Annotated in this window: 24 protein-coding genes; 11 read left to right on the plus strand and 13 right to left on the minus strand. The window is 63.5% G+C overall.

Annotated elements, in window-relative coordinates; all coding sequences use genetic code 11:
• Positions 1 to 2 precede the first annotated feature (2 nt).
• Positions 3 to 1,583, minus strand: coding sequence for an MDR family MFS transporter (locus B5526_RS05360; protein WP_079537260.1), 1,581 nt, complete (start codon positions 1,581 to 1,583; stop codon positions 3 to 5).
• A 146-nt stretch (positions 1,584 to 1,729) separates the two neighbouring features.
• Positions 1,730 to 2,245: a YcgN family cysteine cluster protein gene (locus B5526_RS05365; RefSeq protein ID WP_079537261.1), complete on the minus strand. Its 516-nt coding sequence runs from the start codon at positions 2,243 to 2,245 to the stop codon at positions 1,730 to 1,732.
• 292 nt (positions 2,246 to 2,537) lie between these two features.
• Here B5526_RS05365 and B5526_RS05370 point away from each other — a divergent pair, with 292 nt between their 5' ends.
• Genes B5526_RS05370 through B5526_RS05380 form a run of 3 tightly spaced genes read left to right on the plus strand, consistent with a single transcriptional unit; the run spans position 2,538 to position 5,988 of the window.
• Positions 2,538 to 4,805, plus strand: coding sequence for a transglycosylase domain-containing protein (locus B5526_RS05370; RefSeq protein WP_079537262.1), 2,268 nt, complete (start codon positions 2,538 to 2,540; stop codon positions 4,803 to 4,805).
• Between the two features lie 2 nt (positions 4,806 to 4,807).
• Positions 4,808 to 5,386 (plus strand): DUF1214 domain-containing protein, encoded by a 579-nt coding sequence (locus tag B5526_RS05375; protein ID WP_079537263.1) that lies wholly within the window; start codon positions 4,808 to 4,810, stop codon positions 5,384 to 5,386.
• On the plus strand, positions 5,383 to 5,988 hold the full coding sequence (locus tag B5526_RS05380; RefSeq protein ID WP_079537264.1) for a DUF1254 domain-containing protein: 606 nt from the start codon (positions 5,383 to 5,385) through the stop codon (positions 5,986 to 5,988). Before B5526_RS05375 ends, B5526_RS05380 begins: the two co-directional genes overlap by 4 nt.
• Before the next feature lie 182 nt (positions 5,989 to 6,170).
• Here B5526_RS05380 and B5526_RS05385 read toward each other — a convergent pair whose 3' ends face one another.
• The gene (locus tag B5526_RS05385; RefSeq protein WP_079537265.1) at positions 6,171 to 6,998 is read right to left on the minus strand and encodes an MBL fold metallo-hydrolase; all 828 of its coding nucleotides are present in this window, start codon (positions 6,996 to 6,998) and stop codon (positions 6,171 to 6,173) included.
• A 94-nt stretch (positions 6,999 to 7,092) separates the two neighbouring features.
• Between B5526_RS05385 and B5526_RS05390 the strand changes: the two genes are divergently transcribed.
• Positions 7,093 to 7,947, plus strand: a complete 855-nt coding sequence (locus B5526_RS05390) for a LysR family transcriptional regulator (RefSeq protein ID WP_079537266.1) — start codon at positions 7,093 to 7,095, stop codon at positions 7,945 to 7,947.
• A gap of 44 nt (positions 7,948 to 7,991) precedes the next feature.
• On the opposite strand, the gene B5526_RS05395 is transcribed toward B5526_RS05390, so the two are convergent.
• The 3 genes from B5526_RS05395 to B5526_RS05405 form a co-directional block, all read right to left on the minus strand.
• On the minus strand, positions 7,992 to 9,146 hold the full coding sequence (locus B5526_RS05395) for an IS4 family transposase (RefSeq protein ID WP_079544713.1): 1,155 nt from the start codon (positions 9,144 to 9,146) through the stop codon (positions 7,992 to 7,994).
• Positions 9,147 to 9,338: 192 nt separating this feature from the next.
• Positions 9,339 to 10,112, minus strand: coding sequence for a hypothetical protein (locus tag B5526_RS05400; RefSeq protein ID WP_079537267.1), 774 nt, complete (start codon positions 10,110 to 10,112; stop codon positions 9,339 to 9,341).
• A gap of 16 nt (positions 10,113 to 10,128) precedes the next feature.
• Positions 10,129 to 10,326 carry a hypothetical protein gene (locus B5526_RS05405; protein ID WP_079537268.1) on the minus strand — a complete coding sequence of 66 codons (198 nt, stop codon included), beginning with the start codon at positions 10,324 to 10,326 and terminating at the stop codon, positions 10,129 to 10,131.
• A gap of 294 nt (positions 10,327 to 10,620) precedes the next feature.
• Between B5526_RS05405 and B5526_RS05410 the strand changes: the two genes are divergently transcribed.
• Positions 10,621 to 11,556, plus strand: a complete 936-nt coding sequence (locus B5526_RS05410; RefSeq protein ID WP_154071138.1) for a DUF2336 domain-containing protein — start codon at positions 10,621 to 10,623, stop codon at positions 11,554 to 11,556.
• On the opposite strand, the gene B5526_RS05415 is transcribed toward B5526_RS05410, so the two are convergent.
• On the minus strand, positions 11,553 to 11,897 hold the full coding sequence (locus B5526_RS05415; protein ID WP_079537270.1) for a DUF1491 family protein: 345 nt from the start codon (positions 11,895 to 11,897) through the stop codon (positions 11,553 to 11,555). The two genes, B5526_RS05410 and B5526_RS05415, sit on opposite strands and share 4 nt — an antisense overlap.
• 127 nt (positions 11,898 to 12,024) lie before the next feature.
• Between B5526_RS05415 and B5526_RS05420 the strand changes: the two genes are divergently transcribed.
• Positions 12,025 to 13,281 carry an alpha-hydroxy acid oxidase gene (locus B5526_RS05420; RefSeq protein WP_079537271.1) on the plus strand — a complete coding sequence of 419 codons (1,257 nt, stop codon included), beginning with the start codon at positions 12,025 to 12,027 and terminating at the stop codon, positions 13,279 to 13,281.
• A gap of 39 nt (positions 13,282 to 13,320) precedes the next feature.
• Here B5526_RS05420 and hflX read toward each other — a convergent pair whose 3' ends face one another.
• The 4 genes from hflX to B5526_RS05440 all read right to left on the minus strand — a co-directional run bounded on the left by hflX (position 13,321) and on the right by B5526_RS05440 (position 18,085).
• Entirely contained in the window at positions 13,321 to 14,679 is a 1,359-nt protein-coding gene (gene hflX / locus B5526_RS05425; protein ID WP_079537272.1) for a GTPase HflX, read from the minus strand.
• A gap of 32 nt (positions 14,680 to 14,711) precedes the next feature.
• A complete protein-coding gene (locus B5526_RS05430) occupies positions 14,712 to 15,170 on the minus strand; it encodes a hypothetical protein (protein WP_154071140.1) in 459 nt (152 codons plus the stop codon).
• Positions 15,171 to 15,498: 328 nt separating this feature from the next.
• Entirely contained in the window at positions 15,499 to 16,197 is a 699-nt protein-coding gene (locus B5526_RS05435) for a peptidoglycan-binding protein (RefSeq protein ID WP_433994619.1), read from the minus strand.
• A 22-nt stretch (positions 16,198 to 16,219) separates the two neighbouring features.
• On the minus strand, positions 16,220 to 18,085 hold the full coding sequence (locus B5526_RS05440) for a sensor histidine kinase (protein ID WP_079537275.1): 1,866 nt from the start codon (positions 18,083 to 18,085) through the stop codon (positions 16,220 to 16,222).
• Between the two features lie 464 nt (positions 18,086 to 18,549).
• Between B5526_RS05440 and B5526_RS05445 the strand changes: the two genes are divergently transcribed.
• The 3 genes from B5526_RS05445 (at position 18,550) to B5526_RS05455 (ending at position 22,019) form a co-directional block, all read left to right on the plus strand.
• Complete coding sequence (locus B5526_RS05445) at positions 18,550 to 18,930, plus strand: DUF5330 domain-containing protein (RefSeq protein ID WP_079537276.1); 381 nt, start codon at positions 18,550 to 18,552, stop codon at positions 18,928 to 18,930.
• 103 nt (positions 18,931 to 19,033) lie between these two features.
• Positions 19,034 to 19,462 (plus strand): SufE family protein, encoded by a 429-nt coding sequence (locus tag B5526_RS05450; protein WP_079537277.1) that lies wholly within the window; start codon positions 19,034 to 19,036, stop codon positions 19,460 to 19,462.
• Between the two features lie 151 nt (positions 19,463 to 19,613).
• Positions 19,614 to 22,019, plus strand: coding sequence for an EAL domain-containing protein (locus tag B5526_RS05455; RefSeq protein ID WP_079537278.1), 2,406 nt, complete (start codon positions 19,614 to 19,616; stop codon positions 22,017 to 22,019).
• A gap of 171 nt (positions 22,020 to 22,190) precedes the next feature.
• On the opposite strand, the gene B5526_RS05460 is transcribed toward B5526_RS05455, so the two are convergent.
• Positions 22,191 to 22,604 (minus strand): MucR family transcriptional regulator, encoded by a 414-nt coding sequence (locus B5526_RS05460; protein ID WP_079537279.1) that lies wholly within the window; start codon positions 22,602 to 22,604, stop codon positions 22,191 to 22,193.
• A 181-nt stretch (positions 22,605 to 22,785) separates the two neighbouring features.
• A complete protein-coding gene (locus tag B5526_RS05465) occupies positions 22,786 to 23,682 on the minus strand; it encodes a hypothetical protein (protein WP_079544714.1) in 897 nt (298 codons plus the stop codon).
• A gap of 374 nt (positions 23,683 to 24,056) precedes the next feature.
• Between B5526_RS05465 and B5526_RS05470 the strand changes: the two genes are divergently transcribed.
• Together B5526_RS05470 and B5526_RS05475 are read left to right on the plus strand one after the other, a co-directional pair.
• Positions 24,057 to 25,706, plus strand: a complete 1,650-nt coding sequence (locus tag B5526_RS05470; RefSeq protein ID WP_079537280.1) for a glycosyltransferase family 39 protein — start codon at positions 24,057 to 24,059, stop codon at positions 25,704 to 25,706.
• A gap of 370 nt (positions 25,707 to 26,076) precedes the next feature.
• The gene (locus B5526_RS05475; protein ID WP_079537281.1) at positions 26,077 to 26,775 is read left to right on the plus strand and encodes a hypothetical protein; all 699 of its coding nucleotides are present in this window, start codon (positions 26,077 to 26,079) and stop codon (positions 26,773 to 26,775) included.
• Positions 26,776 to 26,870 lie beyond the last annotated feature (95 nt).

Raw genomic sequence — 26,870 nt, forward strand, 5'->3', positions numbered from 1 at the left:
TCCTACTCCGCCATCTCCACCGGCTTGGCCGGGCCGGCCAGCGGCTTTTCCTCCATCACCACCATGCAAAGCGCTGCGGCGGCGAGCATGGCGGTGGCGGCCGCGAACACATAGCGGAATGCCGCGATCATGTCGGCAGGGGCGATCGAGTTCACCGGTCCCCGATGCTCTCCGGAGAGCGAAATGTCCGCGCCCAGCGCCATCAGCAGGATGGCGCTGAACGCCGCCACCGTGAAGGATGCCATCAGCGCGCGGAAGAAATTCAAAGCGCCGGTGATGGTGCCGACCTGCGAGCGCGCCACCGCGTTCTGGATCGATACCACGCTGACCGGAAACACGGTGCCGAGCCCGACCGCAAACAGCGAGAGCAGTACCAACAGCGCCCAGAGCGGCGGCATGGTCGCCGCCGTCAGCGCGCAGCCCATCAGGGTCGCGAACGACGTGCCGATGATCGCAACGCGCTTGTAATGCTTGGCATGCATCAGGGTCCGGCCGGCGATCGCCGCGCCCCCGGTCGAAATCGCCGCCAGCGGAATCAGCGCCAGCCCCGCTTCGCTGGCCGTGAGATGATAGACCACCTCGTAATAGAGCGGCAGATGCACTGTCAGCCCGATCATCGCGCCGAGCCCGAAGCCGCCGGCGGCCATCGCATAGGGCACCACCGTTCCGCCGAGCAGCGAGGTCGGCAGAAATGGCTCTTCGGCCCGTCCGGCTTGCCACACGAAAGCCAGCGCCAGCGCGACCGACGCGCCGAGCATCGCCATGATCGTCGGCGACAGCCAGAGATAGCGGTTGCCGCCCCAGGTCAGCACCAGCATGAACACCACCGCAGACGCCATCAGCAGCACGCCGCCGAGCCAGTCGATCTTGCGCCGGCGGTGAAAGGTCGGGATCTTTGCCATCTTCGGCAGCAGCATCGCAAGCGAGACGAGCCCGAGCGGCACGTTGATCCAGAAGATCATCGACCAGTGCAGATGTTCGGCGAACAGGCCGCCGAGCACCGGCCCGCCGATACCGGCCGCCATCCAGACGCCGCTGAAATAGGCCTGATACTGGCCGCGCTCGCGCGGGCTGACCACGTCGGAAATCACGGTCTGCACCACCGGCATGATGCCGCCGCCGCCGAGCCCCTGCAGGCCCCGCGCCAGAATCAGGATCGGCATGTTCGGCGCCAGCGCGCACAGGATCGAGCCCGCGATGAACAGCGCCAGCGAGGCGATGATCATGACGCGGCGGCCATAGATGTCGCTGAGCGTGCCGAATACGGGCGCCACCGCGGTCGAGGCCAGAAGATAGGCCGTGATCACCCATGACAGGCTGGAGACATCCTGGAATTGCCGGCCGATGGTCGGCAGCGCGGTCGCGACGATGGTCTGGTCGAGGGCGGCCAGGAACATTGTCAGCAACAGGCTCATCAGGATGGTGCGGACCTCGCTCGGCGTCAGCGGCGCCTTCGGGGTGATCGGCGGCGCATCGGAGAGTTCGATCACTTCCGTAGGCAACCGCGAAATCTCGCTGGCGAGCGGTTCGGGCAATGTCTGTTGGCCGGCAGGGTGACGGCTCTGCCGTTCATACTTGTTCATGTCGTGCGTATTTTTACCGCGCGGCGCAATGCCGTGATGGAATCGTTCTATCGATCAGTATCTAGAGGGGAAATCCGTTCTGCGGCAGCGGGTTGCGCGCATGGGTGCGTCCCGCCAACGGACATTCGCAATCGCGTGATCGAAATTCAGGATTGCGGCCGCTTTTTCAGCCGCGCCCGCTTCGGCAACAGCGCCGGCCATTGCACGATGTGATCTTCGAGGTCGGCATCGGCGATCTCGTTCTCGGTGCCCTGCACCCGCCCGCGGACGGAGACGCCGGCTTCATGCACGGTATTGGGATCGCCCGAAATCAGCGGATGCCACCAATAGAGGTCGCGGCCCTCGGCCACCAGCCGGTAGCCGCAACTCGGCGGCAGCCAGTTCAGGGTGCGGACGTTTTCCGGCGTCAACCTGACGCAGTCCGGAACCTTGTCGGAGCGGTTCGCATAGTCCTTGCAGGCGCACAGCCCTGAATCCAGCAATTTGCAGGAGACATGGGTGAAATAGATCTTGCCGGTATCCTCGTCTTCGAGCTTTTCCAGGCAGCAGCGCGCGCAGCCGTCGCACAGGCTTTCCCATTCGACGTTGGACATCTCTTCCAACGTCTTGGTTTTCCAGAAGAATCCCTCCTGGGCGGAGGGCGGTTTGGGCGGTGCGGTCATGGGTTCCGGCGATTCGGACGGCGATCAGTGAATTCGATCTAGGGGTTAGCACGGTAACGCCGCAAGTGGGGTGGTTCGCGGTTGCAAAAAAGCCCGTGGGCAGCATTAGCCCTGTCGATCAAAATCGCAGCGCGACCATTGGTTTATCGCGCCCGCTCGGATAGAACAAAAGCGAGTCCCCTAAGGCCGCAACAAGCGCCTTGGGTTTGCCGCAACATTCCCGCAAGACGTCTCGACCGCGCCCTCGAAGGGTGCTCGAACGCTTTCGAACCGACCAAGGGTCAAGGTCCCGGTGCGCAAGATCATCCCAGACCAATGGAAAAGACGGCTCAATAATTTCCGTCTCGATCTGGACGCGCGCTTCGACTCGGCGCTGTTCTCCTCGCTGCGGGGCACCCGTGAGCTCTATGAGCGTTACTCGACCTTCATGGACCGCTTCTATGTCGGGCGCTGGAAACGCTGGGTCTTCATCGAGCCGTTGTCGGAAGCCGCTACCATCGGGCTCGGCGGGCTGATCCTGATGCTGGCGCTCGCCGTGCCGGCCTTTCGCGAAACCGCCGACGAGGACTGGCTGAAAAAATCCGACCTCGCGGTGAGCTTCCTCGATCGCTACGGCAACCCGATCGGCAGCCGCGGCATCAAGCACAATGATTCGATTCCGCTGGAGGATTTTCCGGACAATCTGATCAAGGCGACGCTTGCGACCGAAGACCGGCGCTTCTACGAGCATTTCGGCATCGACATCGCCGGCACCGCACGCGCGCTGGTGACCAACGCGCAGGCCGGCGGCGTCCGGCAAGGCGGCTCCTCGATCACCCAGCAGCTCGCCAAGAACCTGTTCCTCAACAACGAGCGCACCATCGAGCGCAAGGTCAAGGAAGCCTTCCTCGCGATCTGGCTGGAGACGCGGCTTTCCAAGAACGAGATTCTCAAACTCTATCTCGACCGCGCCTATATGGGCGGCGGCACCTTCGGCGTCGACGGCGCGGCGCATTTCTATTTCAACAAGTCGGTGCGCGACGTCAATCTGGCGGAAGCCGCGATGCTGGCGGGCCTGTTCAAGGCACCGACCAAATTCGCGCCCCATATCAACCTGCCCGCCGCGCGCGCCCGCGCCAACGTGGTGCTCGACAATCTGGTCGACGCCGGCTTCATGACCGAGGGCCAGGTGTTCGGCGCGCGGCGCAATCCGGCGACCGCGGTCGATCGCCGCGACGAGAATTCGCCGAACTATTATCTCGACTGGGCGTTCGACGAGATGCGCAAGCTGGTCGACACATTTCCAAGGTCCTACAATGAGCGCGTGTTCGTGGTCCGCACCGCGATCGACATGAACGTGCAGCGCGCCGCCGAAGAAGCCATCGAAAACCAGCTGCGCCAATTCGGCCGCGATTATCATGCGACGCAAGCCGCAACCGTGGTGGCCGATCTCGACGGCGGGGTCCGCGCCATGGTCGGCGGGCGCGACTATGGCGCCAGCCAGTTCAACCGCGCCGTGGACGCCTACCGGCAGCCCGGTTCCTCGTTCAAGCCCTATGTCTACTCGACCGCGCTGATGAACGGCTTCAAGCCGACCTCGATCGTGGTCGACGGTCCGGTGTGCATCGGCAATTGGTGTCCGCAGAATTACGGCCACTCCTATTCGGGCGCGGTGACGCTGACGCAGGCGATCACCCGGTCGATCAACGTCGTTCCCGTCAAACTGTCGATTGCAATCGGCGGCAAGGGCGGGCCGAAGGCCGGCCGCGCCAAGATCGTGGAAGTGGCGCGCCGCTTCGGCATCAAGGCGCCGCTGCCGGATACGCCCTCGCTGCCGATCGGCGCCGACGAAGTCACCGTGATCGAACACGCGGTCGCCTATGCGACGTTCCCCAACAAGGGCAGATCGGTCACCCCGCATGCCGTGCTGGAAGTCCGCACCGGCGCCGGGGATCTGGTCTGGCGTTTTGATCGCGACGGCAAGAAGCCGCTGCAGGCCATTCCAGCGTCGGTCGCCTCCGACATGGTGGGCATGATGAGCCACGTCGTCAGCGAAGGTACCGCGCGGCGCGCGGCGATGGACGGCATCCCGACCGCCGGCAAGACCGGCACCACCAACGCCTATCGCGACGCCTGGTTCGTCGGATATACCGGCAACTTCACCTGCGCGGTGTGGTACGGCAACGACGATTACTCGCCGACCAACCGCATGACCGGCGGCTCGCTGCCGGCGCAGACCTGGCACGACATCATGGTCGCGGCGCATCAGGGCGTCGAGATCAAGGATATCCCCGGTTATCCCGCCGCGGGCCCCCAGCCGCCGAAGCCGGTCGCCTCCGCAGCGGCGGCCCCCGGTGTACCAAAGCCGCCTGAAATCAAGCCGGGACCGCCGCCGGTCCTGACCAAGCGCGGCGCCGATATCCTGGTGCAGGTCGAAAAGATGCTCGACGATGCCGCCAAGACCGCGGGCGATCCGGCAAAACCTGCAAAGCCGGTGTCGTCGAGCACCATTGCATTCCCGGACAGTTTTGCCGCTGCAGCGCCGGTTGATCCGGCTGCGCCGGTCGCGCGCAAGAACTAATCGTGCGGCTGATCTTCGTCACCTTGCTGGCGCTGATGCTGGCCACCGTGGTCGGGTTAGGCGCGACCTGGATGACCGCGACCCGCGGCACCGATCTCGGCACGCTCACGATCGGCGCCTGGACCGCCCGGCCCAAGACCGGCACCGCCGACGTCGATCCCTATTCGCGCGCCTCGATCGCGCGCAGCGGCGAGCTTCCGGTCGGCACCGGCGACGGCGTCGCCTTCTCGGCGACATCGGACGACCGCAAGAAGCCGCTCGACGGCCGCTGCGACGTCGTCGTCTCCGGCGTTACGCCGGCGGCGCGGTTCTGGACCTTGACGCTGTACGACCAGAAGGGACGGCTGATTGCCAATTCGCTGCAACGCTATGGTTTTACCAGCCAGGAGATCATCCGCGGCTCCGACGGTGCGTTTGAGATACGCGTTGCGTCGCGCTCGCGCGCCGGAAACTGGCTCCCGACCGGCGGCATCGAGCGCTACGCGCTGATGCTGCGGCTTTACGATACACCGGTTGGCGTTGCGACGCGCGCGCCGCGCGATGCGCCGATGCCTTCCATTGCGACGGTGGGGTGCCCGTGATCCGCTTGTTGTTCACGATTATCGCGGGCGTGCTGCTGGGCGGCATCGTGCACCTCGTCAGCGTGCTGGCGCTGCCGCGGATCGCGACTCAGGACGCCTATTCGCGGCTGACGCCGATGACCAAACTCAACGCGGTGACGCCGCTGCCGCTCGCCGATCCCAACAATGCGCCGATGCCGTTCATGGATCCGGCCTTCGCGGTCGCGATCTGCCGCTACGACCTCTCCGGCGGCTCGATCAAGCTCACGGTCCCCGTCAGCCAGGCCTATACGTCGGTGTCGTTCTATACCCGCAACGAGGTCGCCTATTACGCCATCAACGACCGCTCCGCGGGGCGCAAGGTGATCGAGCTCGATCTGATGACCGACGCCCAGCACGCCGATTTGCCGGAGGACGAGGACGTCACCGCCGCCGACCGGCTGATCATCGATTCCCCGACCCCGACCGGACTGATCGTGATGAAGGCGCTCGCGCCCGAGCCCGGCCTGATGCCGCAAGCGCAAGCCTCGCTTGCCGCCGCAAGCTGCAAGGTGCAGAGCGAGCCGCCGCCGGCGAAACAGGCCGAAGCGCCGCCGGCGCCACCGCCGCCTGCCAAGCGGTAACGGCCTCGCGCGGCTCTTCTCCCTCGCCCCGCTCTTCGCGGGGAGAGGGTTGGGGTGAGGGGCTGGCTCCGCGAATGCCGAAGCACATCGTATGCGGAGACTCCCCCTCACCCGGATTCGCGCGATTGCGCGAATCCGACCTCTCCCCGCAAGCGGGGCGAGGCGATCATCGCGCGGCGCGTTCAATGTCCGCCGCAGCGGCAATTCTCGTAATCGACGGGATCGTGGCTGTTGAAGATCGTCACTTCGTTGCCGTGATTTGCCTTCAGCGTCCGCAAGCGCTCCTGATTGGCCATTCGCGCCGCGCGATCCATGTCGACCCTGCGTTGGAAGTAACCCAGCACCAGCGGCATCCGGACCTTCGCCTGTAACTGGCCGTGGAAGAAATAGCTGTCGCCGGCATGAAGCAGCCATTTGTCCTTGCCGCGCACGGCAATGCCGCAATGGCCGAGCGTGTGGCCGGGCAGCGGAATCATCAGGATATCCGGTTCGCGATCGCCGAGCGCGCGCACGCCCTTAAAACCGAACCAGTCGTCGCCGCCCTCGTCGTAGAATTTCCAATCCGGCCCGTGCTTCCACTGCTCGGCGATGTAGCGGCCCTTTGGCGCGGCGATCTGGTGCGACACCGCCATCGCATGCTCGTCGCGGTGAACATGCACTTTTGCTTTGGGGAAGTCCGGCACTCCGCCGGCATGATCGCGGTCGAGATGCGTCAGCAACAGATGCCGCACATCATCAGGTGAATAACCCAACGACTTGATTTGCAAAACCGCCGTCTCGGCCGGATCCAGCCGGGGTGCCGTCTGCCGCACCCATCTGTGGCCAAGCCGTTGCGGTTGCGCGATGTCGTCGAGCCCGATGCCGGTATCGACCAGCGCAAGTCCGTCATCGGTCTCGATCAAGAGACAGTGACACACCATCCGCGCGCGCTGGAAGAAGCCGCCGGTGCCGTTCACGAAACGCCGTCCGATCGGGCACATGGTGCCGGTGTTGAGGTGGTGGATGCGCATGACGGCTCCTTGTTCTTGATCTCGGTGTTTTGCTTGCCATGCGCTGCGTCATAGGTAAAATATTGATATCTGATATTATCAATAGGAATAGACTATGGATATCCGGGAGCTTCGATATTTCGCGGCCGTGTTCAGCGAGCGTAATTTGACCGCGGCGGCCAGGCGCTGCTTCATCTCGCAGCCATCGATCTCCGCAGCCATCACCAACCTCGAAGCCGAACTCGGCACGACCTTGTTCATCCGGCACAAGAAGGGCGTCGCACCGACGGAAGCGGCCGAAAAACTGCATTCGCTCGCCCGTCGCATCATCGACGACACAGACGCGGCGCGAAACCTGTTCAAGAAACCTTCCGCACGGCAAACGTTGACACTCGGGCTGATGCGCACGCTCGATTTGCCGAGAACCATCGCCTTGCTAAAGCCGCTGACCGAAGCATCCGACGTGGCGCTGCGCCTGGTCGGCGCGAACGAGGCTGCGGACGCGCGGATCATTTCCAAGAGCATGAGCCGTGCCGACGAGCATTTTGTGCCGCTCTGGAGCGAGCGCTATGTCGCGGCACTGCCGCCATCGCATCCTCTCACCTTGAAGGACCGGCTGCGTGTGTCGGATTTTGCTGATGTCGCGATGATCGATCGCTGCCATTGCGAGCAGAGCGAATTCTTCACCGCTGCCGCATCACGCCACACCGCGGCGATCGCGGAGTCGGAAGATTGGGCCATGGCGCTGGTCGCCGCCGGCGTCGGCATTGCCATCGTCCCGGAAGGCGTCGCGCGGGCCTGTCCCGACGTCGCCGTGCGCGAGATAGAGGTCAAGGTCAAACGCCAGGTCGGACTGGCCTATAGCTCGAAGCGGTCTCCCTCGGAGGCGTTGCAGAATTTTATCGCGAGAATTCGAAAGCAGCGGCCAAAGGCAGGCCGCCTCAAAACTGCGATTAGGCCTCAGCGATAACTCTCTGCTTCGTCATGGCCGGGCTCGTCCCACCACTGTCCGGTTCATTGGAAGTATAGTCCAAGTTTCAACTGATCGGGGTTTATCGGGATCGGCTGTAGGGGTTCGAGCAAATGGTTGATCGGGCGTCTGTGCATGAGGTTGGTGCGGACGAGGCGGGCAAATTCGAGAGGGCTGTGCACCGCTTTTTGAGCCAGCTGGGCCATGCGCAAGATGAGAAAGGCGATCAGGGCGATGGCGATCTGAATGCGGACGGCATTCTCGGAGACACCGATGAAGTGCCTGATTCGAAGCGTCTGCTTGACCCAGCGAAAGAACAATTCGATCTGCCAGCGCTGTTTGTAAAGCTCTGCGATCTCTTCTGCCGGCGCGTCGAGATCATTGGTCACGATGCGCAACAGCTTACCGGTGTCGATGATCACGGTGATCTCTCGGACCGGAACTTGCAGCGGATTTTTGCGGCTGTTGGCGAGCCGGGCCGGCAAATGACCGACGCGGTCGCGCAGAATATTGCTGTTTTTGGGGACGCGGTTCTCCTTTACCACGCTGAACGGGGTATTCTTCTTCAGTCGCGTCACGAAGCGGCAGCCGGCGTCATCGAGCCGCGCCCACCAGCCATAATCGTAATAACCGAGGTCGTAGACGTAGGTTGCGCCCGGCTCGATCGGCATCGCCTTGGCGGCTGTGATGTCGTTGACGTTAGCGGGCGTCACCGCAAAGTAAACCGGCCGATCGGCATTCGGATCGTAGACGATATGCGCCTTGGCGCCGAACACATCGGCCGAAAATGTCGCCCAGCCTTCGCTCAGGCTGGAGAGCCGAACACTGGTGGAATCAATGAGCCGGACCGCGTCTGCCGTCGCGCGCCGCAGCCCACGATGCGCTTGCGGCAGCATCTGCGCGAACAGCTCGCTGAACACTTGCCAAGGCCGCGTCGAATTGGCGTCCGACATCGTCGAACGCTTCACCGGTGCCGCCCCCACGTGATAAAGCCGCGTCTCGTGGCTCGCCATCCCGGTCACGACCTCCCGCAGGCTCGTCGAGCCGCTCAATTGCCCGTACAGCAATGCGATGAACTGACGCTTCGTCGTCAATTTCCGCACCAGCCGGTCGGCCCCGTACTTCTCCACGATCTGTTCGAACTTAGACCAAGGAACGTGCTTTGTTAGACTGTGAAATACGCTATTCTGATGCCGCATGGCGTGGACCTCCTTCGGTGTCTCGAACGTGTGCGAAGCGCTCAAAACACAGAAGAATCCTCGTCATGCACCCTGTCTACAAAAATCGAACCGGACAGTGGTGGGCTCGTCCCGGCCATCCACGTCTTTCTTACCTGGGTAGAGAGTCAAGACGTGGATGCCCGGCACAAGGCCGGGCATGACGAGCTTGGCCTACCCCCGCACGCTCACGGCATGTCCGATCACCGGCTGCGCCTGAACCGGCGGGTTGGCGGTCTGCGCTGCGAGTTCGCCGATCAGCCGATCGGCGTCGGCCGCCATGCCGTCGGGGGCCTGGATCACCAGCCGCTCCAGTGCCCAGCGGTAGGAGGAAATCCGCCGCTCCAGGCATTGCTGCACCCACTGCACGATCAGGCTGTTCTCCTGCATGCGGGCGATCGCATCGGTGCGTTCGCGCGGCGACAATTCCGAAACATGGGCGAGCGCGGCGTTGCGCTTGCGGTCGAGATCGATCACCCGCGTGGCCGCGGCGAAGAACGGCTCGAAGCGCGTGATGTCGTCGCGCACGTCTTCAATCAGCTGTGCATAGCGCGAGGAATGCGAGCGGTGCGGCTCGTCGATCAGGGTGCGGCCATAGGCGGTGCGATCGAACACGACCTGTTGCCGCCACGGCGAAGGCAGCGGCTGGTAATCGCCGAACACGCTCCTCCAGGCCGGCCGCGAATGCGGCGGCTCGATCAGGGGATACGCGAGATCGCGGAGCTGCCGCTCGCCATCGGTGAGCTGGAATTGCGAGGCCGGCAGGCCGACGCTTCCCGTCACCTCACCGCCGAGCCAGCGATGCATGTCGTCGTTGAGGAAATCCTGACGCGTGCGGCCGAAATCGCCGCCGCTGCAGCCGGCGAGCGTCGCGCCGAACAGAATGAGCGCCAGCGCCGATCGCCCCGTCGATTGTCTGGCCCGGATCGGAAAGCACGTCTCCGGCATTTGAAATGTCCTGATGTCAGCGCCGGCGGCGACGACGGCCTGGTGCCGCACCTTGTTCCGGTCCGCGGCCACCGTCGGTCTCGTCGGTTTCGCGTTCGATCCGGACGACGGGAAGGATCAGCAGGGTTCCCATGTCTTCGCGCGGGGCGCCATCCATGGTTATGCCCAGCCGCCGCGACGCCGCATCCGCCGGAAATTCAATGATGGTGCCCATGTCCAACTCATCTCTCTCGTTGCCGCTCCAGCATGATCCGGCTGGCGGCCACAATCATTAAGATCAGGACGTGGTTAACGGCATCTTAATTTGGTTTTCGCCCGGCACGATTTGACGAGGGCCGCACCCGCCCCGTTGCGGCACAAAAAGCGACAAATGGGAGCAGCCTCTTCACCGATTGTTTTCCTTAACGAGCTGTTAAAGCAAACCGCGATAATTTGCCTAAAGAGAATTACTCAGTTGCGTACCGCTGACATGGCCACATCTCCACTTTTTCCAGGTTTTGACGGGTTGATGTCGCTCTCCCGTCGCGAGGGCGTCGATATCCGCCCCACTCTGCTGCGCGTCTTGACCGACCTCTATGTTCAGGCCGACGCGCATTCCGCCGACGAAGCGCGGCAGTTCGTCGAACTGAGCTCCCGCCTGATCGACGAGGTCGACGATGCGACGCGTGCCGCCGTTCGCGCCCGCCTCGCCGTCTATCCCGCAACCCCCGCCGCGGTCTTAAGAAAACTCGGGCTGAAAGCTCAAAACCCCGATCAGCGCCTGCCGCTCGCGCGCGAGATTGACGCAAGCCCGCCCGTGCCGCCGCCGGTCAAGCCGCCGCCGAGCGAGGCGCAATTGCGGATGCAATCGAACTTGTCGATGCAGCCCAAGGACGCCGCCGAAATCAACGACATGTTTCGCCGCGCCAGCGCCCGCGAGCGCGCGCTGATCCTGCACGATCTGAAAGACACCCCGCTCCGGGCTTCGGCGCGAATTCCCACCGCCCGCGCGGCCCGCGCCATCGAGACGCTCGAAATGGCGGCGTTCGCGGCCGACGTCGAAAACTTCGCGCTTGAGCTCGGCGAGGCGCTGATCCTGCCGTCGCGAATCGCAACCGAGGTGGTCAACGATCCCGGCGGCGAGCCGCTGGCCTGCGCCATGAAGGCCGTGGACATGCCGAGCCCGGTGTTTCAGCGGGTGCTGCTGTTCCTCAAGCCCGAATTCGGCCATTCAGTGGCGACGGTCTACCGGCTGTCGCGGCTCTACGACCGCTTGAGCGAGCGCTCCGCGCTGATCATGCTGGCGGCATGGCGCGGCTCGACGATGGCGGTCACCCGCGCCAAATACCGGGCGACGCTTTACGACGACGAACGCCATCGCGCCCGCACAACACCCGCGCAGACCCGGCCGGCGGCGCAACCGCCCGGCACCGGGGTCGTCCCCCGCGAGGGTTCGCAGGGCTAAGTCTTCGCCAGCTCCAAGAAATGCCGGCCGGCTTTGTCCTCGGTCTCCACGATCCAGGCATCCGGATCAAACCGGATCTCCTTGACGAGGCGCTCTTCCACGGAGGCTTCCGCCACCGGCGCCTTCGACGTCGGCATGAAAATCCGCTCGATCGGGCGGCTGTCGTCATAGACGGTCTGCGGCGCCGGCACATAGAGCATGGCATTGCCGTCGAGCAGCCCGACCTTGACGAACACCGCGCCGGCCTCTTCGGCGCCGCGCCGGCGCACCGCGCCAAAAATTCCCTCGGTCTGGCAGCGGCGCAGATAGGCGGCGACCCAGATACTTGATTTCAATCGCATGGGGCGGACGATACGTGAGTGGATGAATTGGCGCCAGTGTCCTCAAACGCGGCTCCGACTTCCGGATAACCCTGCCTGCTGCTATCGTCCGTCAAATAAGAAAAAATATTGCAGGGAGGACTTCCGAATGACGTCGCCGATCGTTCGCGCCACCAGCCGCCGCCGTTTCTTGCAATACCTCGCCGCAAGTCCGCTGTTCACATCCGGCGCGCTGTCTGCCTACGGCAACGAAGCGCCCTCCAAATTGCCCGACCCGATGATCTGGGCGCCGGCCGGCGGCGAACTGATCGACAAGCCAAAGGACGCCATCAACGTGTTCGACTTCGAGCCGGTGGCGCGCAAGAACGTGCCGCCGGCGCATTTCGGCTACATGGCGTCCGGCCTCGACGACGAGGTCACGCTGCGCGCCAACCGCGAGGGGTTTTTGAAATTCCAGTTGCTGCCGCGCCGCCTCAACGATGTGTCCAAGATCGACACCAGCGTGGAGCTGTTCGGCACCAAATATGACTCGCCGATCTTCGTGTCCCCGACCGGCGGCAACCAGTTCTTTCACCCCGACGGCGAGGTTGCGGTCGCAAAAGCTGCGCGCGCGGGCAATCATCTGCAGATGCTCTCGACATCGTCGAACTATTCCGTCGACGAAGTGACAAAAGCGCGCGGCGCGCCGATCTGGTTCCAACTCTATGCGTCGCCGCAATGGGAGGTGGCGCAGGCGCTGATCAAGCGCGCCGACGCTGCCGGCTGTCCGGTGCTGGTGGTGACGACAGATCGCGTCGCCGGCCGCAACCAGGAAACCCTGTTCCGCCTGATGCGCACCGATACGCGCGAATGCTCGGCGTGCCATGATCGCAGCAGTTTCGCGGCGCGCTCGGTGCGCCGGCACAATTACGACGGCATTGATCTCAGCGGCGTCACCGGAAGCGGCGAATCCTCCAATTTGTCCTGGGATACCGTGAAGCGAATGCGCGATGTGACGCGCATGAAGATCGTACTCAAGGGCATCATCACGCCCATGGATGCTGAATTGGCGGTTCAAAACGGGATCGACGGCATCCTCGTCTCCAACCATGGCGGACGCGGCGAGGACAACGGCCGCTCGACCATCGACGCGCTGCCGGAGATCATCGCCGCGGTGAAGGGCCGCATTCCCGTGATTGTCGACAGCGGCTTCCGCCGCGGCACCGACGCTGTCAAGGCGCTCGCGATCGGCGCGCAGGCGGTCGGCATCGGCCGGCCCTATCTTTGGGGGCTCGGCGCCTTCGGCGAGGCCGGCGTCGAGCGCGTGCTCGAGATCGTTCGCACCGAAACGCGCGCGGCCATGCAGCAATGCGGCGTGCGATCGGTGAAGGAGCTCAATCCGGGCTTTGTGCGGCGGACGGCGTGAGCCCCTGAGTCTTCAATCATCGGCTACGGGTGATCGACCTCACGAGGCGGCAAGAGCTCTTTGCAGGCGCGCGATCGCGCCGGGCAGGCCGCGCACTTTCATGATCCGGCCGGTGCTGTCGTAGTCCTCGGAGAGCACGCGTGCATTCTCATACACCTCGTTGAGCAACCCCTGCTTCGCGTACGGCAACACCAATTGGTCCTCCACCATCGCAGCTTCGAAAAACGCGATGATGGTCTCGCGCAGCGCAGTCACGTCCTCAGGTGACTTTGCGGAGAGGAGAATCGCGTTGGGGTGCTTGGCGCGGAGCGCGGCGCGATCCGCTTCGCTCACGCGATCGATCTTGTTGAGCAGCAGGCGCGAAGGGACGGCGTCCGCGCCGATCTCGCGCAGCACATTGCGGCTCACCTCGAGCTGCGATTCATAGGTCGGATCGGAGGCGTCAACGACGAACAGCAGCAGCGACGCCTCGAGCGCTTCGGCGAGCGTAGACCGAAATGACGCGACCAGATCGTGCGGCAGCTTCTTGATAAACCCGACTGTGTCCGAGACCAGCACGCGCGGCTTCGCCTCGGGCTGCAGGGAGCGCACGGTCGTATCGAGCGTCGCAAACAGCTTGTCCGCGACCAGCACCTCGCTACCCGTGAGCGCTCGCATCAGCGACGACTTGCCGGCATTGGTATAGCCGACCAATGCGACCCGGAGCTGATCGCGGCGCGCGGATCGGCGCTGGTCGTTGTCCCGCTGGATATCCTCCAGCTGTTCTTTCAGCTCCGCGAGGCGATCGCGGATCTTGCGGCGATCGAGCTCGAGATCGGACTCGCCCGCGCCGACGCCTTGCTGGCGTCCGCCGCCCGACGATTCCCGCAGACGCGGCGAGACGTATTTCAACCGCGCCATCTCGACCTGCAGCTTCGCCTCGCGACTGTGCGCATGGCGATGGAAAATCTCGACGATCACCCCGGTCCGATCGAGTACCTGCGCACCGGTTGCGCGTTCAAGGTTGCGCGCCTGGCTTGGTGAGATGTCATGGTCGACGATCACGAATTCCGGTTTCGGCGCCGCCGCCGGATCGGGCTCTGTCTGCCTGGCATTCGGCTGCTTCTCGTCTGCGTCTTCAAACCGCTCGCGGGCCTTCGACTTCCGGGGGGTCGCCATCGATCCGACGACACCGGTCCCGCCGGTAATCGCCGCGAGCTCCTCAAGCCGTCCCTTGCCGAGTACCGTCCCGCCGCCGATCTCGTCACGCTTCTGCGATATCGTGCCGACGACTTCGTAGCCGAGCGTTTTCACCAGACGGCCCAACTCCTCGATGCTGGCGGCATGCGCGACGTCGTCGACTCCGGGGATCTGAATGCCGACGAGGATCGCACGTGGAACGGGCGGCCTGGTTTCCATGATACATCGCTCGCCTGCTGCGCGGCAGGCCGTTAGGCGGCCTTGCGGACCGGATTCATTTCGCGTCGCCGCGCCGAAACGGCGCAACCGCATTCATGGACCGTTCCGGCCTCAATGACAAATCCGCGCCTTTCCAGCGAGAGGCGAAGGGTTTCATTGGCCGCGGCCTTTTGCGGGTCAACCCAGACCACCAGCACACCGCCGGGACTCAAGAAATCCACCAGCCAGTCAAGCGCGACCTCAAGGGTTTTGAACGTGCGCCGCCGCCAATCGACCAACGCTACGTCGTATTGGCCGGCCGGATGGCCGCAGTTTGCCGTGGCTGCCGTGCGAATATAGCCGCGGCGCTGCAGCTCCAGCATCAGCTCGACGCCCTTGGAACCGGCGACCACGATTCGGTGCTGCTTCGAGCAGCCTGCCAGCGCGATCATTGGTTCAATGATGCGATCGCCTGCGGGAGTGGCATGAGAGGGAGTCATGATGGTCACCATTTCGGTCTAACTGTTATTTGAAACCGACGCGGCGATAGGACGGCTGGCCAACCAGGCGTCCCGCGCAAGCCGAGCCTCGGTTTTGAACGTGGAGCGGTCGCTGTCGCGACGCCTTTCCACCCATGTTGAACTTAAAAGTACCGGCGGCCGATCACTGCCTGCATTGGCTATTCTGCGCGCCGGATTTGCGACAGTGTCCGCTAGATAGGTGAAATGACATAAAGAAACGAGACGAACGAAACGGCCGCGATATAATAATCGCATGCTGGCCGCCGAAGTTCTCTTGTCGGACGGCAGCAGACGCGAAGCTGACTACGGAATCACTGCGCTAGTCGATCGAATGACCGATCACCGTGGTGAGTTCGCGGACCAGGCGTTCGGACACCTGCCCGGTCACCGGCAGCTTGCGCTCGCGCTCGAATTTTGCGATCGCGGCTTGCGTGTCGGTGCCGACAGTGCCGGTCGGCTTCAACTGGCCATAGCCATATTCGGTGAGCGCGCGCTGCACCGCCGCGACGCGGCGGGTGGCCGGATTGGCAAGCGGGATCGGCGCCGGCGGCCGCGGGATGCTCGACGTCGCAGCCGGCGGCATGGCCGCCGTTGTCTTGACCAGATTGCCCAGCGGGTCGGCCGCTTTCGGCTCGGCGGGCTTGGGCTCTGCGACAGGCTTGGGCTCCGGAGGCGGCTTTGATTCCTGCGCAGCCCTGGGCTCAGGCGCAGGCTTCGTTTCCAAAACAGGCTTCGGTTCCGACGGCGTCGCATCGGCTTCGACCGGGCGCGGACGCGGCAAGGGGCTAGGCGCCAACGCCACAGGCTGAGGCATCACGATCACCGAGCCGAACATCGGCGCGGGATGGTGCCCGGTTTGCAGGAACAGCGCGTTGACGATGATGGCCACAACCGCCGCAAAGGCCAACGCGCCGGCAAAGGTGTCCTTCGGACTATGCAGCAGAACGCGCAATAGCAGGCCGCGCTCGGCGTCGGCTTCGATGGCAACCGCGCGCGCGCCGCGGCGTCGACGCGGCATGTCGTCATCCCCGGAAATTTTCTTAGGCACTTTTCTTCACCTGGGTTTTGTCTTCGACGTGAGCTTGGACGTGAGCTTGGACGTGATCTTGGACTTGATCTTGGGTCGGCGATCGCGACGAAGGCGTCAACGTCGCGACGTTGCTTGACGGCATCATCTCGGCTTGCGTGAACGCCAGCGGCAACGCGACGGTCACGGTGGTGCCCTCGTCGATCTTGCTCTGCAAGGTCATTTCGCCGGCATGGAGCGCGACCAGGCTTTTCACGATCGACAATCCAAGGCCGGTGCCTTCGTGGCGCCGCTGATAGGTCTTGCCGGCCTGGAAGAAGGGATCGCCGATCCGCTTGAGATCGTCGGCCGCGATGCCGACGCCGGTATCGGTGACGCGCAGCACGAGCCGCGCGCCCTCGACACTGGCTGATACCGTCACCATGCCGCCGCGCTCGGTGAATTTGATCGCATTGGAGACCAGATTGAGCACGATCTGCTTGAACGCGCGCGGGTCGCCGTTCATGACCGGCAGATCCTCGAGCACGCGGGTCACGAGGTCGATGCCGTTTTCCCGCGCCTTCAGCGCCAGCAGGTTGCAGCAATTGATCACGGCTGCGCGCGGCGCGAACGGCTCCGGCGAGATTTCGAAATTGCCGGTTTCCATCTTGGACATGTCGAGAATGCCGTTGACCACGCTCAAAAGATGCTGGCCGGAATCGTGGATCAGCTGGGCATACTCCCTGCGGTGCGCCGCATCCAGCATCAACGCCTGTTCCTGGACGAGCATCTCGGAGAAGCCGATGATGGCGTTGAGCGGCGTGCGCAATTCATGGCTCATGGTGGCGAGGAAACGGGTTTTCGACGCATCCGCATGTTCGGCGGCGGCGCGCGCCAGTTCGAGCGCCTGTTCCTGCATCTTCCGATCGGTGACGTCGCGCATCACGGCGACCACCTCGGCCTCGCGTGTGGCTCCGGTTCCCGGCGCGGAATCGAGCGGCCGGCAGCGCATTTCGATCCAGATGAACTCCGCGCCGCCGCGCGGGCCATCCCGCCGCAGACGGAATTCAACGCTGCCCGCCTCGCCGCCGCGCGTGGCGTCCGAAAGTGCCGTGAGATAGGCCGGTCGATCGGCGACGTGGACGCGGTCGAACAGGCCATGGCCGAGCAGGCGCGCCACCTGGGTGCCCAGCATCGTCTCCGCCGCGGGCGAGATGAATTGCACCGCGCCGTTGCGGCGATGGCGCGAGATCACGTCGCTCATGTTGCGCGCCAACAGGCGATAGCGGTCTTCCTCGAGGTTGAGCAGTGCGACACTGGTGCGCGCCAGCGACTCGGCGCCGAAGGCAAGCCCCGCGGCATAGACCGTCGCCGACATGACGCCGCACGCCATGAAGAGGCCGCGCGAAAAGGGAGTGACATCGGCCGCCGGCAGCAGGTCGAAATGCCCGAACGCGATCAACAGGGCGGTGCAGGCGAGCGCCAGCGCGGAGGCGAACGCGACCACGCGGCGCGAGGCCGAAAGGGCGGCTTCGAGCGGAACCACCACGAGCCAGATCGCGGCAAACGACAATATGCCGCCGGTGGTCATCGCCACCATCATGACGAGACCCGCCAGCGCCAGCGACGAGAGCACATGCGCGCCCTCGTAGCGGCCGGTGCGGGACAGGAACCACGACAACAGGATCGGCGCGATCAGCCAGGCGAACGCTACGACTTCGAGCGCGGTCGGCGCGCCGCGCATCGCCAGATAGACCGGAAATGCCGCAAATGCCGCAAGGCTTCCGATCAGCCTCGGCGCCATGAAGGCGCGATGACGCGCGCGCGTCAGCGCATCATATCGCGCCGAAGGGTGCAGCAGCGCATCGAGACAATCGCGGATGATACTCAATACTCTCACGTGCTCTCGCGCTTCGGCGTGTTCGTCGTCAAGACGCGCCGGAACGCCCCCTTTATCTTTGGCCCAACCTGTCAGAGCGAAATTAAGCGAACGCTAAGGCACGCCGGCCGCCCGGCAAAGACCCTCTCCCGGCGCGGTTTTTCGCGTTCTCCCTCCGCCTCATTCGACGCGGATGGTGAACGACAGGTTTCCGCCGACCGTCCGGTATGGTTTCGAAATGGTGGACGCGCCGGATGCCTCGAAACACGGCAAAATCTCTCATCAATCGAAAATTTACAGCGAATCAATTTCGTAGGTTTTTTTGCGAATTTTCGAGAGTTTAAATTCAATGCAAACACTTGCGATTTATCCACGGCTGTTAGTCAGGAACCGATTGCGAGATCAATCGCAACGCTTGCGCGGTCCATCGCAGCCTTCTGCGATGGTTCGCAACGGAATGAAAAAGAGACGACCGGGGTCGCGAGATGTTTTTTCTGCTGCGCATGGCGTTCTGGCTCGGGCTCGTGCTCGTGCTGCTGCCGAGGGATAAGTCGCCCGAACAGGACAAACTGCCGCAAGTCGGCGCGTCGCAGGCGGTGTCGGCGGCAACCGCTGCGGTGTCGGACATGAGCCAGTTCTGCAAGCGCCAGCCGCAGGCCTGCGAAGTCGGCGGCCAGGCCGCGACCGTGATCGGACACCGCGCCCAGGAAGGCGCGCGCAAACTCTATCAGATCATCACCGACAAGAAGGCGCCGGACCATACCGGGTCGATCGGTGGCGGTGAGAATGCCGCGGAAGCCGCAACCCGTGACACCTTGACGCCGGACGATCTGGTGGCGGAATGGCGCGGCCCGCCGGCGCCGTGAGCGCAAATTAACCCCGGAACTACGTCATTTTCGCGTACGTTCGTATCGCCTTCGCCGGCGCGAGACCCTATATATGGCCTTGGGTTCGAGCGCAGGGCGCCATATGACGATCGACGAAATCAGGGACAATTTTGCGGTGCTGGAGGATTGGGACGACCGCTACCGGTACGTCATCGAGCTCGGCCGGATGCTTAAGCCGATGCCGGAAGCCGAGCATTCGGCGGCCAACAAAGTGCAGGGCTGCGCCAGTCAGGTCTGGCTCGCCAGGCATATCGATCGCGCGAGCGGCAACGAGCCGCATCTGAACTATCTCGGCGACAGCGACGCGCATATCGTGCGCGGCCTGATCGCGATCCTGCTGACGCTTTATTCCGGCCGCACGCCGCGGGAAATTCTCGCAACCGACGCGATTTCGGTGTTCGACGAATTCGGCTTTCGCGAGCATCTGACGCCACAGCGTTCCAATGGCTTGCGCGCCATGGCCGAGCGCATCCGCGCCGACGCCCGCGAAGCGCTTGCCGCCGCCTCCTGAAAGCCCGACAAGCCGATTGGGTTGTCCGTTCACGCCGCCGTGATCGACAGCCGTTTCGGCTCTGTTAACCCAGCCACGCCAGGGTCGCCTCGGTCTTTAAACGATTTAAAATGATTTGCAGGATCATCCGCCAACAACTGAAAGTTGACGGATGGCTCAGTTTCCGAACCTCTGGCGCTTCATGCGGTCGCGATCGGGTCGCGGCTTCCTGCTGCATTTGAGCCTGTGCGCGGCGCTGTCCGTGACCGTCGGCTACGGCTTCTATTACTTCAGCCTGAACTGGTTTGAGGAGCACAAGAGCCGCGAAAAGATCATCGCGCTGCAATTGGTCGATGCCTTCGTCACCAATTATTCGGCGGTCCGCTCGCAATTCGGCAAGGACGCGCCGGTTCCGGCGACATTCCGGGCGCACGCGATCGAGGCGTTCAACAAGCAGAACAGCGACAACTCCGATTTCCGCCTGGCTTCTGTCGGCCGCCCCGGACGCGAGATCCTGACGCCGCCGACGGATGCAAGGATGGCAGAGACCATCGAGGCTTTCGCGGCGATGCCGAACCCGAAACCGGTATCGGAACTGCTCGACGTCAACGGCGAGAGGATTTTCCGCACCGTCTATCCGACGATCGCGCGCGAAGAGAGCTGCGTCAGCTGTCACAACGCATTGCAGCCCGTCCAGACGCCATGGCATCTCAACGACGTGATGGGCGCGTTCGTGATCGACGTGCCGATCTCGCCGTTTTTGCACACCGTGATCTGGCAGAGCGCCGGCATCGGCATCGGCCTGTTCCTGGCGCTGGCGCTCGCCGGCCTGACCATTTCGCTGATGCATTTCCGCCAGCTCGAAGCGCTCGACGCCTCGGCCGCAAAGCTCGGCCGCACCCAGAACTTCCTCGACAGCATCATCGAGAACATGCCGGTGTCGGTCGCCGTCAAGGACGCCCGCGACCGCTGCTATGTCCTGATCAACCGCACCGCCGAGGCCATTTTCGGCATCGCGCGCGGCGAATTGATCGGCCGGCCCGCCGATGTTTCGCAGAACAAGGAAGCCGCCAACGACCTGTTCCCGCTCGCCGGCGAGGCGCTGCGCACACAAGAGCTGCAAACCATCGGCGAGCATCTGGTTCATACCCCTCACAACGGCACGCGCATCCTGACCACCAGGAACCTCTCGATCCCCGACGAGAACGGCGAACCGCGCTATTTGCTCAGCCTCGCGGAGGACATTACCGAGCGCAAGCAGGCGGAGGCCCGCATCCAGCATTTGGCGCATTACGATGCGCTGACCGATTTGCCCAATCGGGCCGCCTTCGTGGACGATCTCGCGCGCGCCATCGATGCCGCCAAGCTCAACAAGGAATCCTTCGCCGTGCTGAGCATCGACCTCGACGGCTTCAAGGAGGTCAACGATGTGTTTGGCCACGCGGTCGGCGACGACGTGCTGCGCCAGATGGCAGAGCAGCTGCGCGCGTTCGCGCCCGACGCCTATCTGGCGCGGCTCGGCGGCGACGAATTTACCCTGATCACGCCGAACGGCGATCATCCGGTGCTGGCCGAAATCCTCGCAAGGCGTCTTCATGCCGCCGTCGCCATCGATCTGGAACGCGACGGCCAGCATCTGCGCGTCGGCATCTCGATCGGCGTCGCCATCTTTCCGGCCGACGGCACCGACGCCACCACGCTGCTTAACAACGCCGATGCCGCGCTTTACCGCGCCAAGGGCGCCGGCCGCGGCAAGACGCGCTTCTTCGAGATCGAGATGGACAACCGCTTGCGCGAGCGGCGCGCCATTTCGAACGAGCTTTCTTCTGCCATCGCGCGCAACGAGCTCTGTCTGCACTATCAGCCGCTGGCCAAGATCGACGGCGAGGTGATCGGGTTCGAGGCCTTGCTGCGCTGGCAGCATCCCCAGCGCGGCATGGTTTCACCCGCGACCTTCATTCCGGTGGCCGAGGAAAGCGGGCTGATCATGCAGATCGGCGAATGGGCGCTGCGCGAGGCCTGCCGCGAGGCGGCGTCGTGGTCGCAGCCCCTGCAAATCGCGGTCAATCTGTCGCCGATCCAGTTCCGCCACGGCGACCTCGCGGGATTGGTGCATTCACTGCTGCTCGAAACGGGGCTGGCGCCGACGCGGCTGGAGCTCGAAATCACCGAGGGCGTGCTGGTCGAGGATTTTGATCGCGGCCTTTCGATCCTGCGCCGCCTGAAGGCGCTTGGCGTGCGCATCGCGATGGACGATTTCGGCACCGGATATTCGTCGCTGTCCTACATGCAGTCGTTCCCGTTCGACAAGATCAAGATCGACAAGTCGTTCATCTCGAACGTGAAGAGCAATCCGCAGTCGGCCGCGATCGTGCGCGCGGTCATCGGGCTCGCCCATGGGCTCAATCTGCCGGTGCTGGCGGAGGGCGTCGAGACCAGGCCGCAGCTCGATTTTCTCGCCGGCGAGGCTTGCGATGAAGTGCAGGGTTACCTGATGGGACGGCCGCAGCCGATCGCGCAATATGCTGACCTCATCGGCCAGGACGGCGCGACACGGGCCAAGCTGCTCAGCGCCTGACATCCCCGCCTTCCCCGTCATCCCCGGATGAGCGCAATTGCGCTCACTCGGGAGGTGCGCGCCCTTGCGCGCCTCGAAGGATGACAGCCCGTGGCCCATCCTTCGAGGCTCGCCCAGCGGTGCAAGTGCACCGCAAGGCTCGCACCTCAGGATGACGGTTGAGATCCCGGCTTACTTCCGCCGCCGCCGCTGCTGGCCGAGCCCCATTTTCTTGGCGAGCTGCGAACGCGCCACCGCGTAGTTCGGCGCCACCATCGGATAGTCGGCCGGCAGGCCCCATTTGTCGCGGTATTGCTCCGGCGTCATGTTGTATTGCGAGCGCAAATGCCGCTTCAGCGATTTGAAGCGCTTGCCGTCTTCCAGGCACACCAGGTAATCGGGCGTCATCGATTTCTTCACCGACACCGCGGGCTTGGCCGGCTCCAGCGGCGTTTCGATCCGCCCGGTCGAGACCCGCAGCAAGGCGGCGTGAATCTGGCTGATCAGGTTCGGGATTTCGGACGCCGGTGTCGGATTGTTGCTCAGATACGCCGAGACGATATTCGCGGTCAGGTCGATGAAATTCTTGGACGCAGAATCGGTCATGGCCTGGACCTCTCGGAGACGTATTCGCACAGGTGCTCAAGGGATCGGACAGTATCCGGAAAGCGGCAATACGCTTTCGGGCTCTTCCACTACTTGCTGAATATGAGCTGATTACTCGCAACGTGACAAGAACGACGGCGCTTTATTTTTCGGACGCAATATCGATCGAAGTACAGCTGGCTCAGGAGCGCTGGTCGAGATGCGCGCGCAGTTCGTCGATCGAGGCAAACCGCATCATGCCTTCCGGCATTTGCGCCTCGATCGAGCCGTCGGAATACAACGAATAGGCCATGCCATCGACGACGCCGGACTTGAGAACCGTCACCGGCGGCTGTTCCTCGCTTCGCGCGGCCGGCGGGTAGCGATCCGCCGCAGGCGCGCCGGGGCTTGGCTCGGTCGGCGTTGACGGCGTCCGGCTGGTTCGCCGCGGCGGCGCATCGGCACCTCTGGCGCGCTCCGATTTGGGCCAGGCATCGTCAAACGTTGCCGGCGCCGCCTCGCTTGGTTCGAACGGCGGCGGCACGGCAGGCGGTCCCGGACGAAGATCGGGCGGGGGTAATTCGGTGGTTCGCGCCTGCGCGCGCTCGCGTTCCTTCCGCGAGGTCGACGAGAACAACAGGTTGCGCCGCTGTTTTGCGGCTGGCGCGCCCTCGGCCGGCTCCGGCGCGGGGGGCGGCACTTCGCCGCGGCCGCGATCGCGCGATGCCGCTTCCTCGTACCATGGCGGCGGCGCGGCCGCTGGCGCGTCGGCGGATGCCGGCGCCGGCTGGTCGCGGCTGAACAGGAAGCCGCCGTCCTCTTGAGCGGGATTGCCCAGCCCCGCGCCGCCGGCGGCCGGCTGCAGGGCGGCCGCGATGCGCGATTCGGTCGCAACTCCGCCGAGCCGCTGCGCGATGTTCCTCAGCTCCCGGACGACGGTCCACAGGCCGATCATTACCATCCCGGTGCATATCGAAATCGCGCCGACCAGGATCAACGTATTGCCGAAGCTGAACTCCTTGACCGGGAGCCCGAACAGGATCGCCAGAAGGCCAGCCAGCAACAGGCCTACACCGGCGACCAGCACCACAACCATCATCGAACTCACCCCCGGGCCGCGCTGGAAATATGCGCGAGCCGCCAGCGCCACGATACTGTCATATTGTCCACATCGCCAACCGGCAATTCCGGTCGCGGTTCCCCCGAAAAACCCAAGCCTTCAAAGTCTTGAAGACCCAGCTCTTCAAAACCCAAGCCCCGAAAACCCCACCCCGCTGACAGGATACGATCCGGACCTTAATTTTCGCTCCCGTCCGTCATCCGGGTTTTTACGGTGACGATTGTTGCGTTGCATCAGGGAATTTACGCCACAATTGCCAATTACTTGGAAAGGGAACTGGGCTATATGGATGCCGGGGATTAGAGGCCCAAAAGCGCCATCTGGGCCAAGGGGATACCGGGTTACCAATAGCCATGTCATCCATAACGACTTCGGCCATCGACCTGCCCGCGCGGCGCTCGGTGGAGCGGATTTGCGACGACCTTGCCCTCCTGGTCCTGGTCGCGGTCGCTTTGATCGCAAGCCTCACCTTTCGTGATTACGGATTAGGCTGGGACGACTACACCCACGCCGAATACGCCGATCTGCTGCTACGCATGTACGGTTCCGGCTTCAAGGACACCGGCGCGCTGTCGTTCGCCAATCTTTATATGTATGGCGGCGGCTTCGACATGGCGGCCGCGCTGTTACACAAGGTCATCCCGCTCGAATTGTTTGAAACGAGACGCCTGCTCGGCGCCGTTGTCGGCGTCATCGGGCTTGCGGTGACATGGCGGCTCGGCCGCCGCGTCGGCGGCCCGCTCGCAGGCCTCGCAGCGCTGCTTCTGCTCGCGCTCTGCCCGACCTTCTACGGGCACATGTTCATGAATCCGAAGGATGCGCCATTTGCGGTCGCGATGGTGATCCTGATGCTCGGCCTCGTTCGCCTCGCCGAGGAATATCCAAACCCGTCACCGCGGACCGTCCTGATCGTGGGTCTTGGCGCCGGCCTATCGATCGGCTGCCGTATCCTCGGCGGGCTGGCGCTGGTCTATGCGCTCGTGGGCTTTGTGCCGCTATTGCTCGAGGAGGCCAGGACCCACAGCGCCCGCGAAGCCTTCCATCGCTTCGTCCATGTCGTCTATGTCCTGCTGCCCGGACTGATCCTCGGCTACCTCGTGATGGGGCTGATCTGGCCGTGGTCGATCATGGAGCCAAACAATCCCTTCCACGCCCTGACCTACTTCTCGAGTTTCTTCGAGAAGCCGTGGAAGGAGATGTTCGACGGCGCACTGGTGTCGGTGCCGGACATGCCCTGGTCGTATCTGCCGACGCTGTTCGCGCTACAGCTTCCCGAGGTGCTGCTCGGTCTGTTGAGCGCCGGCGTGGTCGGCAGCTTAATGTCGCTGTCGCGCGGCAATATATCCGGCCGCCGCAAGACCATTTTCCTGATGCTGACGCTGGCGGCGACGCTGCCGCTTCTGATCGCGATGGTGAAGCGCCCGGCGCTCTACAACGGCATCCGGCATTTTGTCTTTGTGATCCCGCCGATGACGGTGCTCGCAGGCGCAGCCTTTGCGTGGGGCATGAGCTGGCTCGGGGAGAACCGCCGCAGCTGGCAACCCGCCGCGGTCGCCGTCTTCTCATTCGGCCTGCTGCTGCCGCTCGCCGAGATGATCCGGCTGCACCCCTATCAATACACCCACTTCAACTATATCGCCGGCACGGTTCGCTCCGCCGATAGTCTGTTCATGCTGGATTACTGGGGGCTCGCGTTCAAGCAGGCCTCCGATGGCCTGCGCGACCAGCTCGACGAGCGCCAGGAAGTGCCTCCGCATGGCCGCAAGTGGAAGGTCGCCGTCTGCGGCCCGCAGCGCCCGGCGCAGGTCGCGCTCGGTCCCGATTTCACCATCGGCTGGGACAGCCACGCCGCCGACTTCGCCATGACGCTCGGCGAATTCTACTGCAAGGGCCTGACCGCGCCTGTGCTGGTCGAGATCAAGCGCGACGACGTCGTGTTCGCGCGCGTCTACGACATCCGCGGCCGTAGTATATCCAGCCTGCTGGCGATTCCGGCGCCGTAACGCGGCCCGTCAACAATCAGCATAACTGGCTCCCCCTCTACAAGCGTTCATTAACCTAACATGTCTACCTAAGGTCGCAGCGCACGCGGAGACCTTGTCTTGGAACGCCTCCTTCGATCGGGATTTTTCATCTTACTCTTTTATGGCGTCGTCGCTGCCGCCGTATGTGGATTGCAACTCGTCCCCTACTTAGGGTGGGTTGTGCTTGCCGCGGGCGGCCCGCTCTGGGTCGGTTATCTCGTCCACCTCATGATGTTGAATCTCGCTGGTGGTGGCATTCTCGGGATGATTTCGCGGGCATGGCTCGTCTTCCCCCTCGCCTATTACGGTGGTGGCTTCGCACTACACTCTGTGTCGCTAAATCGCGCATGTGGAGGCCGAGGCAATCGAGCAAGCCGCGCAGCAAGCAACCATCAAAGTCGATCAGCCGTTCTCATTTCTTAACGTCGCGAGCGGAGGTTTCGAGTTGCTAAAGCATTACCGGATCGATCGCACGTTCCTAAGACAGGGCGATGGGCGCATCACAACCCAATATTTTGCTCGCGGGGAGGCATGCAACGACGCCATAAGAACTCGACAGGACGCCATAAGAAATCGAGCGCCTGACCCACGCGATCAACCCTCTTTGATGGTCGATCTGTTTGGAGGATATCACGATAACGACAAAACGCGCCAATGCATCCTCTCGCAGAACGACTTACCTGCGAGCTGGCGCTATCGCATTGAAAGCCAGTACCTTCCTGAGGGCGAGGGCGACTTTATCAACGCGCGCTTTGGCTCGCGTTATTCTGTAATCGATGAAACAACCAGCGCGACACTTCTCACAGTTGAAACTGGCGCAATTGGTACTCTGCCGCCGATTCAGACAATCACGGCAATTTGCTCGCTCTATAGCGAACCCCTGAAGTGTCGCGTTGGTCTATTGCCATCCTCGACGCTTGTTCCCATAGGCTACAAGCTTCCGCCAAGCGGGACACCGAACTTCGTTGAGCTGGAAGACCCTGATACTTGGGGGATCGGCATTCTGGCACGGGCGCTTTCGCTTCAGCCGCGAACGCGCGCGGACTAAGTCCAGCCGCTGCTCGGACCGATGGCGGACACACCCCAAATCGACTAGGTCCAATCGTTCGCGCGCGTCTACGACATCCGCGGCCGCAGCATTTC

Source organism: Bradyrhizobium lablabi, assembly GCF_900141755.1.
Taxonomy (GTDB): Bacteria; Pseudomonadota; Alphaproteobacteria; order Rhizobiales; family Xanthobacteraceae; genus Bradyrhizobium; species Bradyrhizobium lablabi_A.

Bases quoted from the DNA above. Each gene is read 5' to 3' on its own strand.
- B5526_RS05360 (WP_079537260.1), bottom strand. From the start codon at position 1,583: ATGAACAAGTATGAACGGCAGAGCCGTCACCCTGCCGGCCAACAGACA.
- B5526_RS05365 (WP_079537261.1), bottom strand. From the start codon at position 2,245: ATGACCGCACCGCCCAAACCGCCCTCCGCCCAGGAGGGATTCTTCTGG.
- B5526_RS05385 (WP_079537265.1), bottom strand. From the start codon at position 6,998: ATGCGCATCCACCACCTCAACACCGGCACCATGTGCCCGATCGGACGG.
- B5526_RS05390 (WP_079537266.1), top strand. From the start codon at position 7,093: ATGGATATCCGGGAGCTTCGATATTTCGCGGCCGTGTTCAGCGAGCGT.
- B5526_RS05395 (WP_079544713.1), bottom strand. From the start codon at position 9,146: ATGCGGCATCAGAATAGCGTATTTCACAGTCTAACAAAGCACGTTCCT.
- B5526_RS05400 (WP_079537267.1), bottom strand. From the start codon at position 10,112: ATGCCGGAGACGTGCTTTCCGATCCGGGCCAGACAATCGACGGGGCGA.
- B5526_RS05405 (WP_079537268.1), bottom strand. From the start codon at position 10,326: ATGGGCACCATCATTGAATTTCCGGCGGATGCGGCGTCGCGGCGGCTG.
- B5526_RS05410 (WP_154071138.1), top strand. From the start codon at position 10,621: ATGTCGCTCTCCCGTCGCGAGGGCGTCGATATCCGCCCCACTCTGCTG.
- B5526_RS05415 (WP_079537270.1), bottom strand. From the start codon at position 11,897: ATGCGATTGAAATCAAGTATCTGGGTCGCCGCCTATCTGCGCCGCTGC.
- B5526_RS05420 (WP_079537271.1), top strand. From the start codon at position 12,025: ATGACGTCGCCGATCGTTCGCGCCACCAGCCGCCGCCGTTTCTTGCAA.
- hflX (WP_079537272.1), bottom strand. From the start codon at position 14,679: ATGGAAACCAGGCCGCCCGTTCCACGTGCGATCCTCGTCGGCATTCAG.
- B5526_RS05430 (WP_154071140.1), bottom strand. From the start codon at position 15,170: ATGGTGACCATCATGACTCCCTCTCATGCCACTCCCGCAGGCGATCGC.
- B5526_RS05435 (WP_433994619.1), bottom strand. From the start codon at position 16,197: ATGCCGCGTCGACGCCGCGGCGCGCGCGCGGTTGCCATCGAAGCCGAC.
- B5526_RS05445 (WP_079537276.1), top strand. From the start codon at position 18,550: ATGTTTTTTCTGCTGCGCATGGCGTTCTGGCTCGGGCTCGTGCTCGTG.
- B5526_RS05450 (WP_079537277.1), top strand. From the start codon at position 19,034: ATGACGATCGACGAAATCAGGGACAATTTTGCGGTGCTGGAGGATTGG.
- B5526_RS05455 (WP_079537278.1), top strand. From the start codon at position 19,614: ATGGCTCAGTTTCCGAACCTCTGGCGCTTCATGCGGTCGCGATCGGGT.
- B5526_RS05460 (WP_079537279.1), bottom strand. From the start codon at position 22,604: ATGACCGATTCTGCGTCCAAGAATTTCATCGACCTGACCGCGAATATC.
- B5526_RS05465 (WP_079544714.1), bottom strand. From the start codon at position 23,682: ATGATGGTTGTGGTGCTGGTCGCCGGTGTAGGCCTGTTGCTGGCTGGC.
- B5526_RS05470 (WP_079537280.1), top strand. From the start codon at position 24,057: ATGTCATCCATAACGACTTCGGCCATCGACCTGCCCGCGCGGCGCTCG.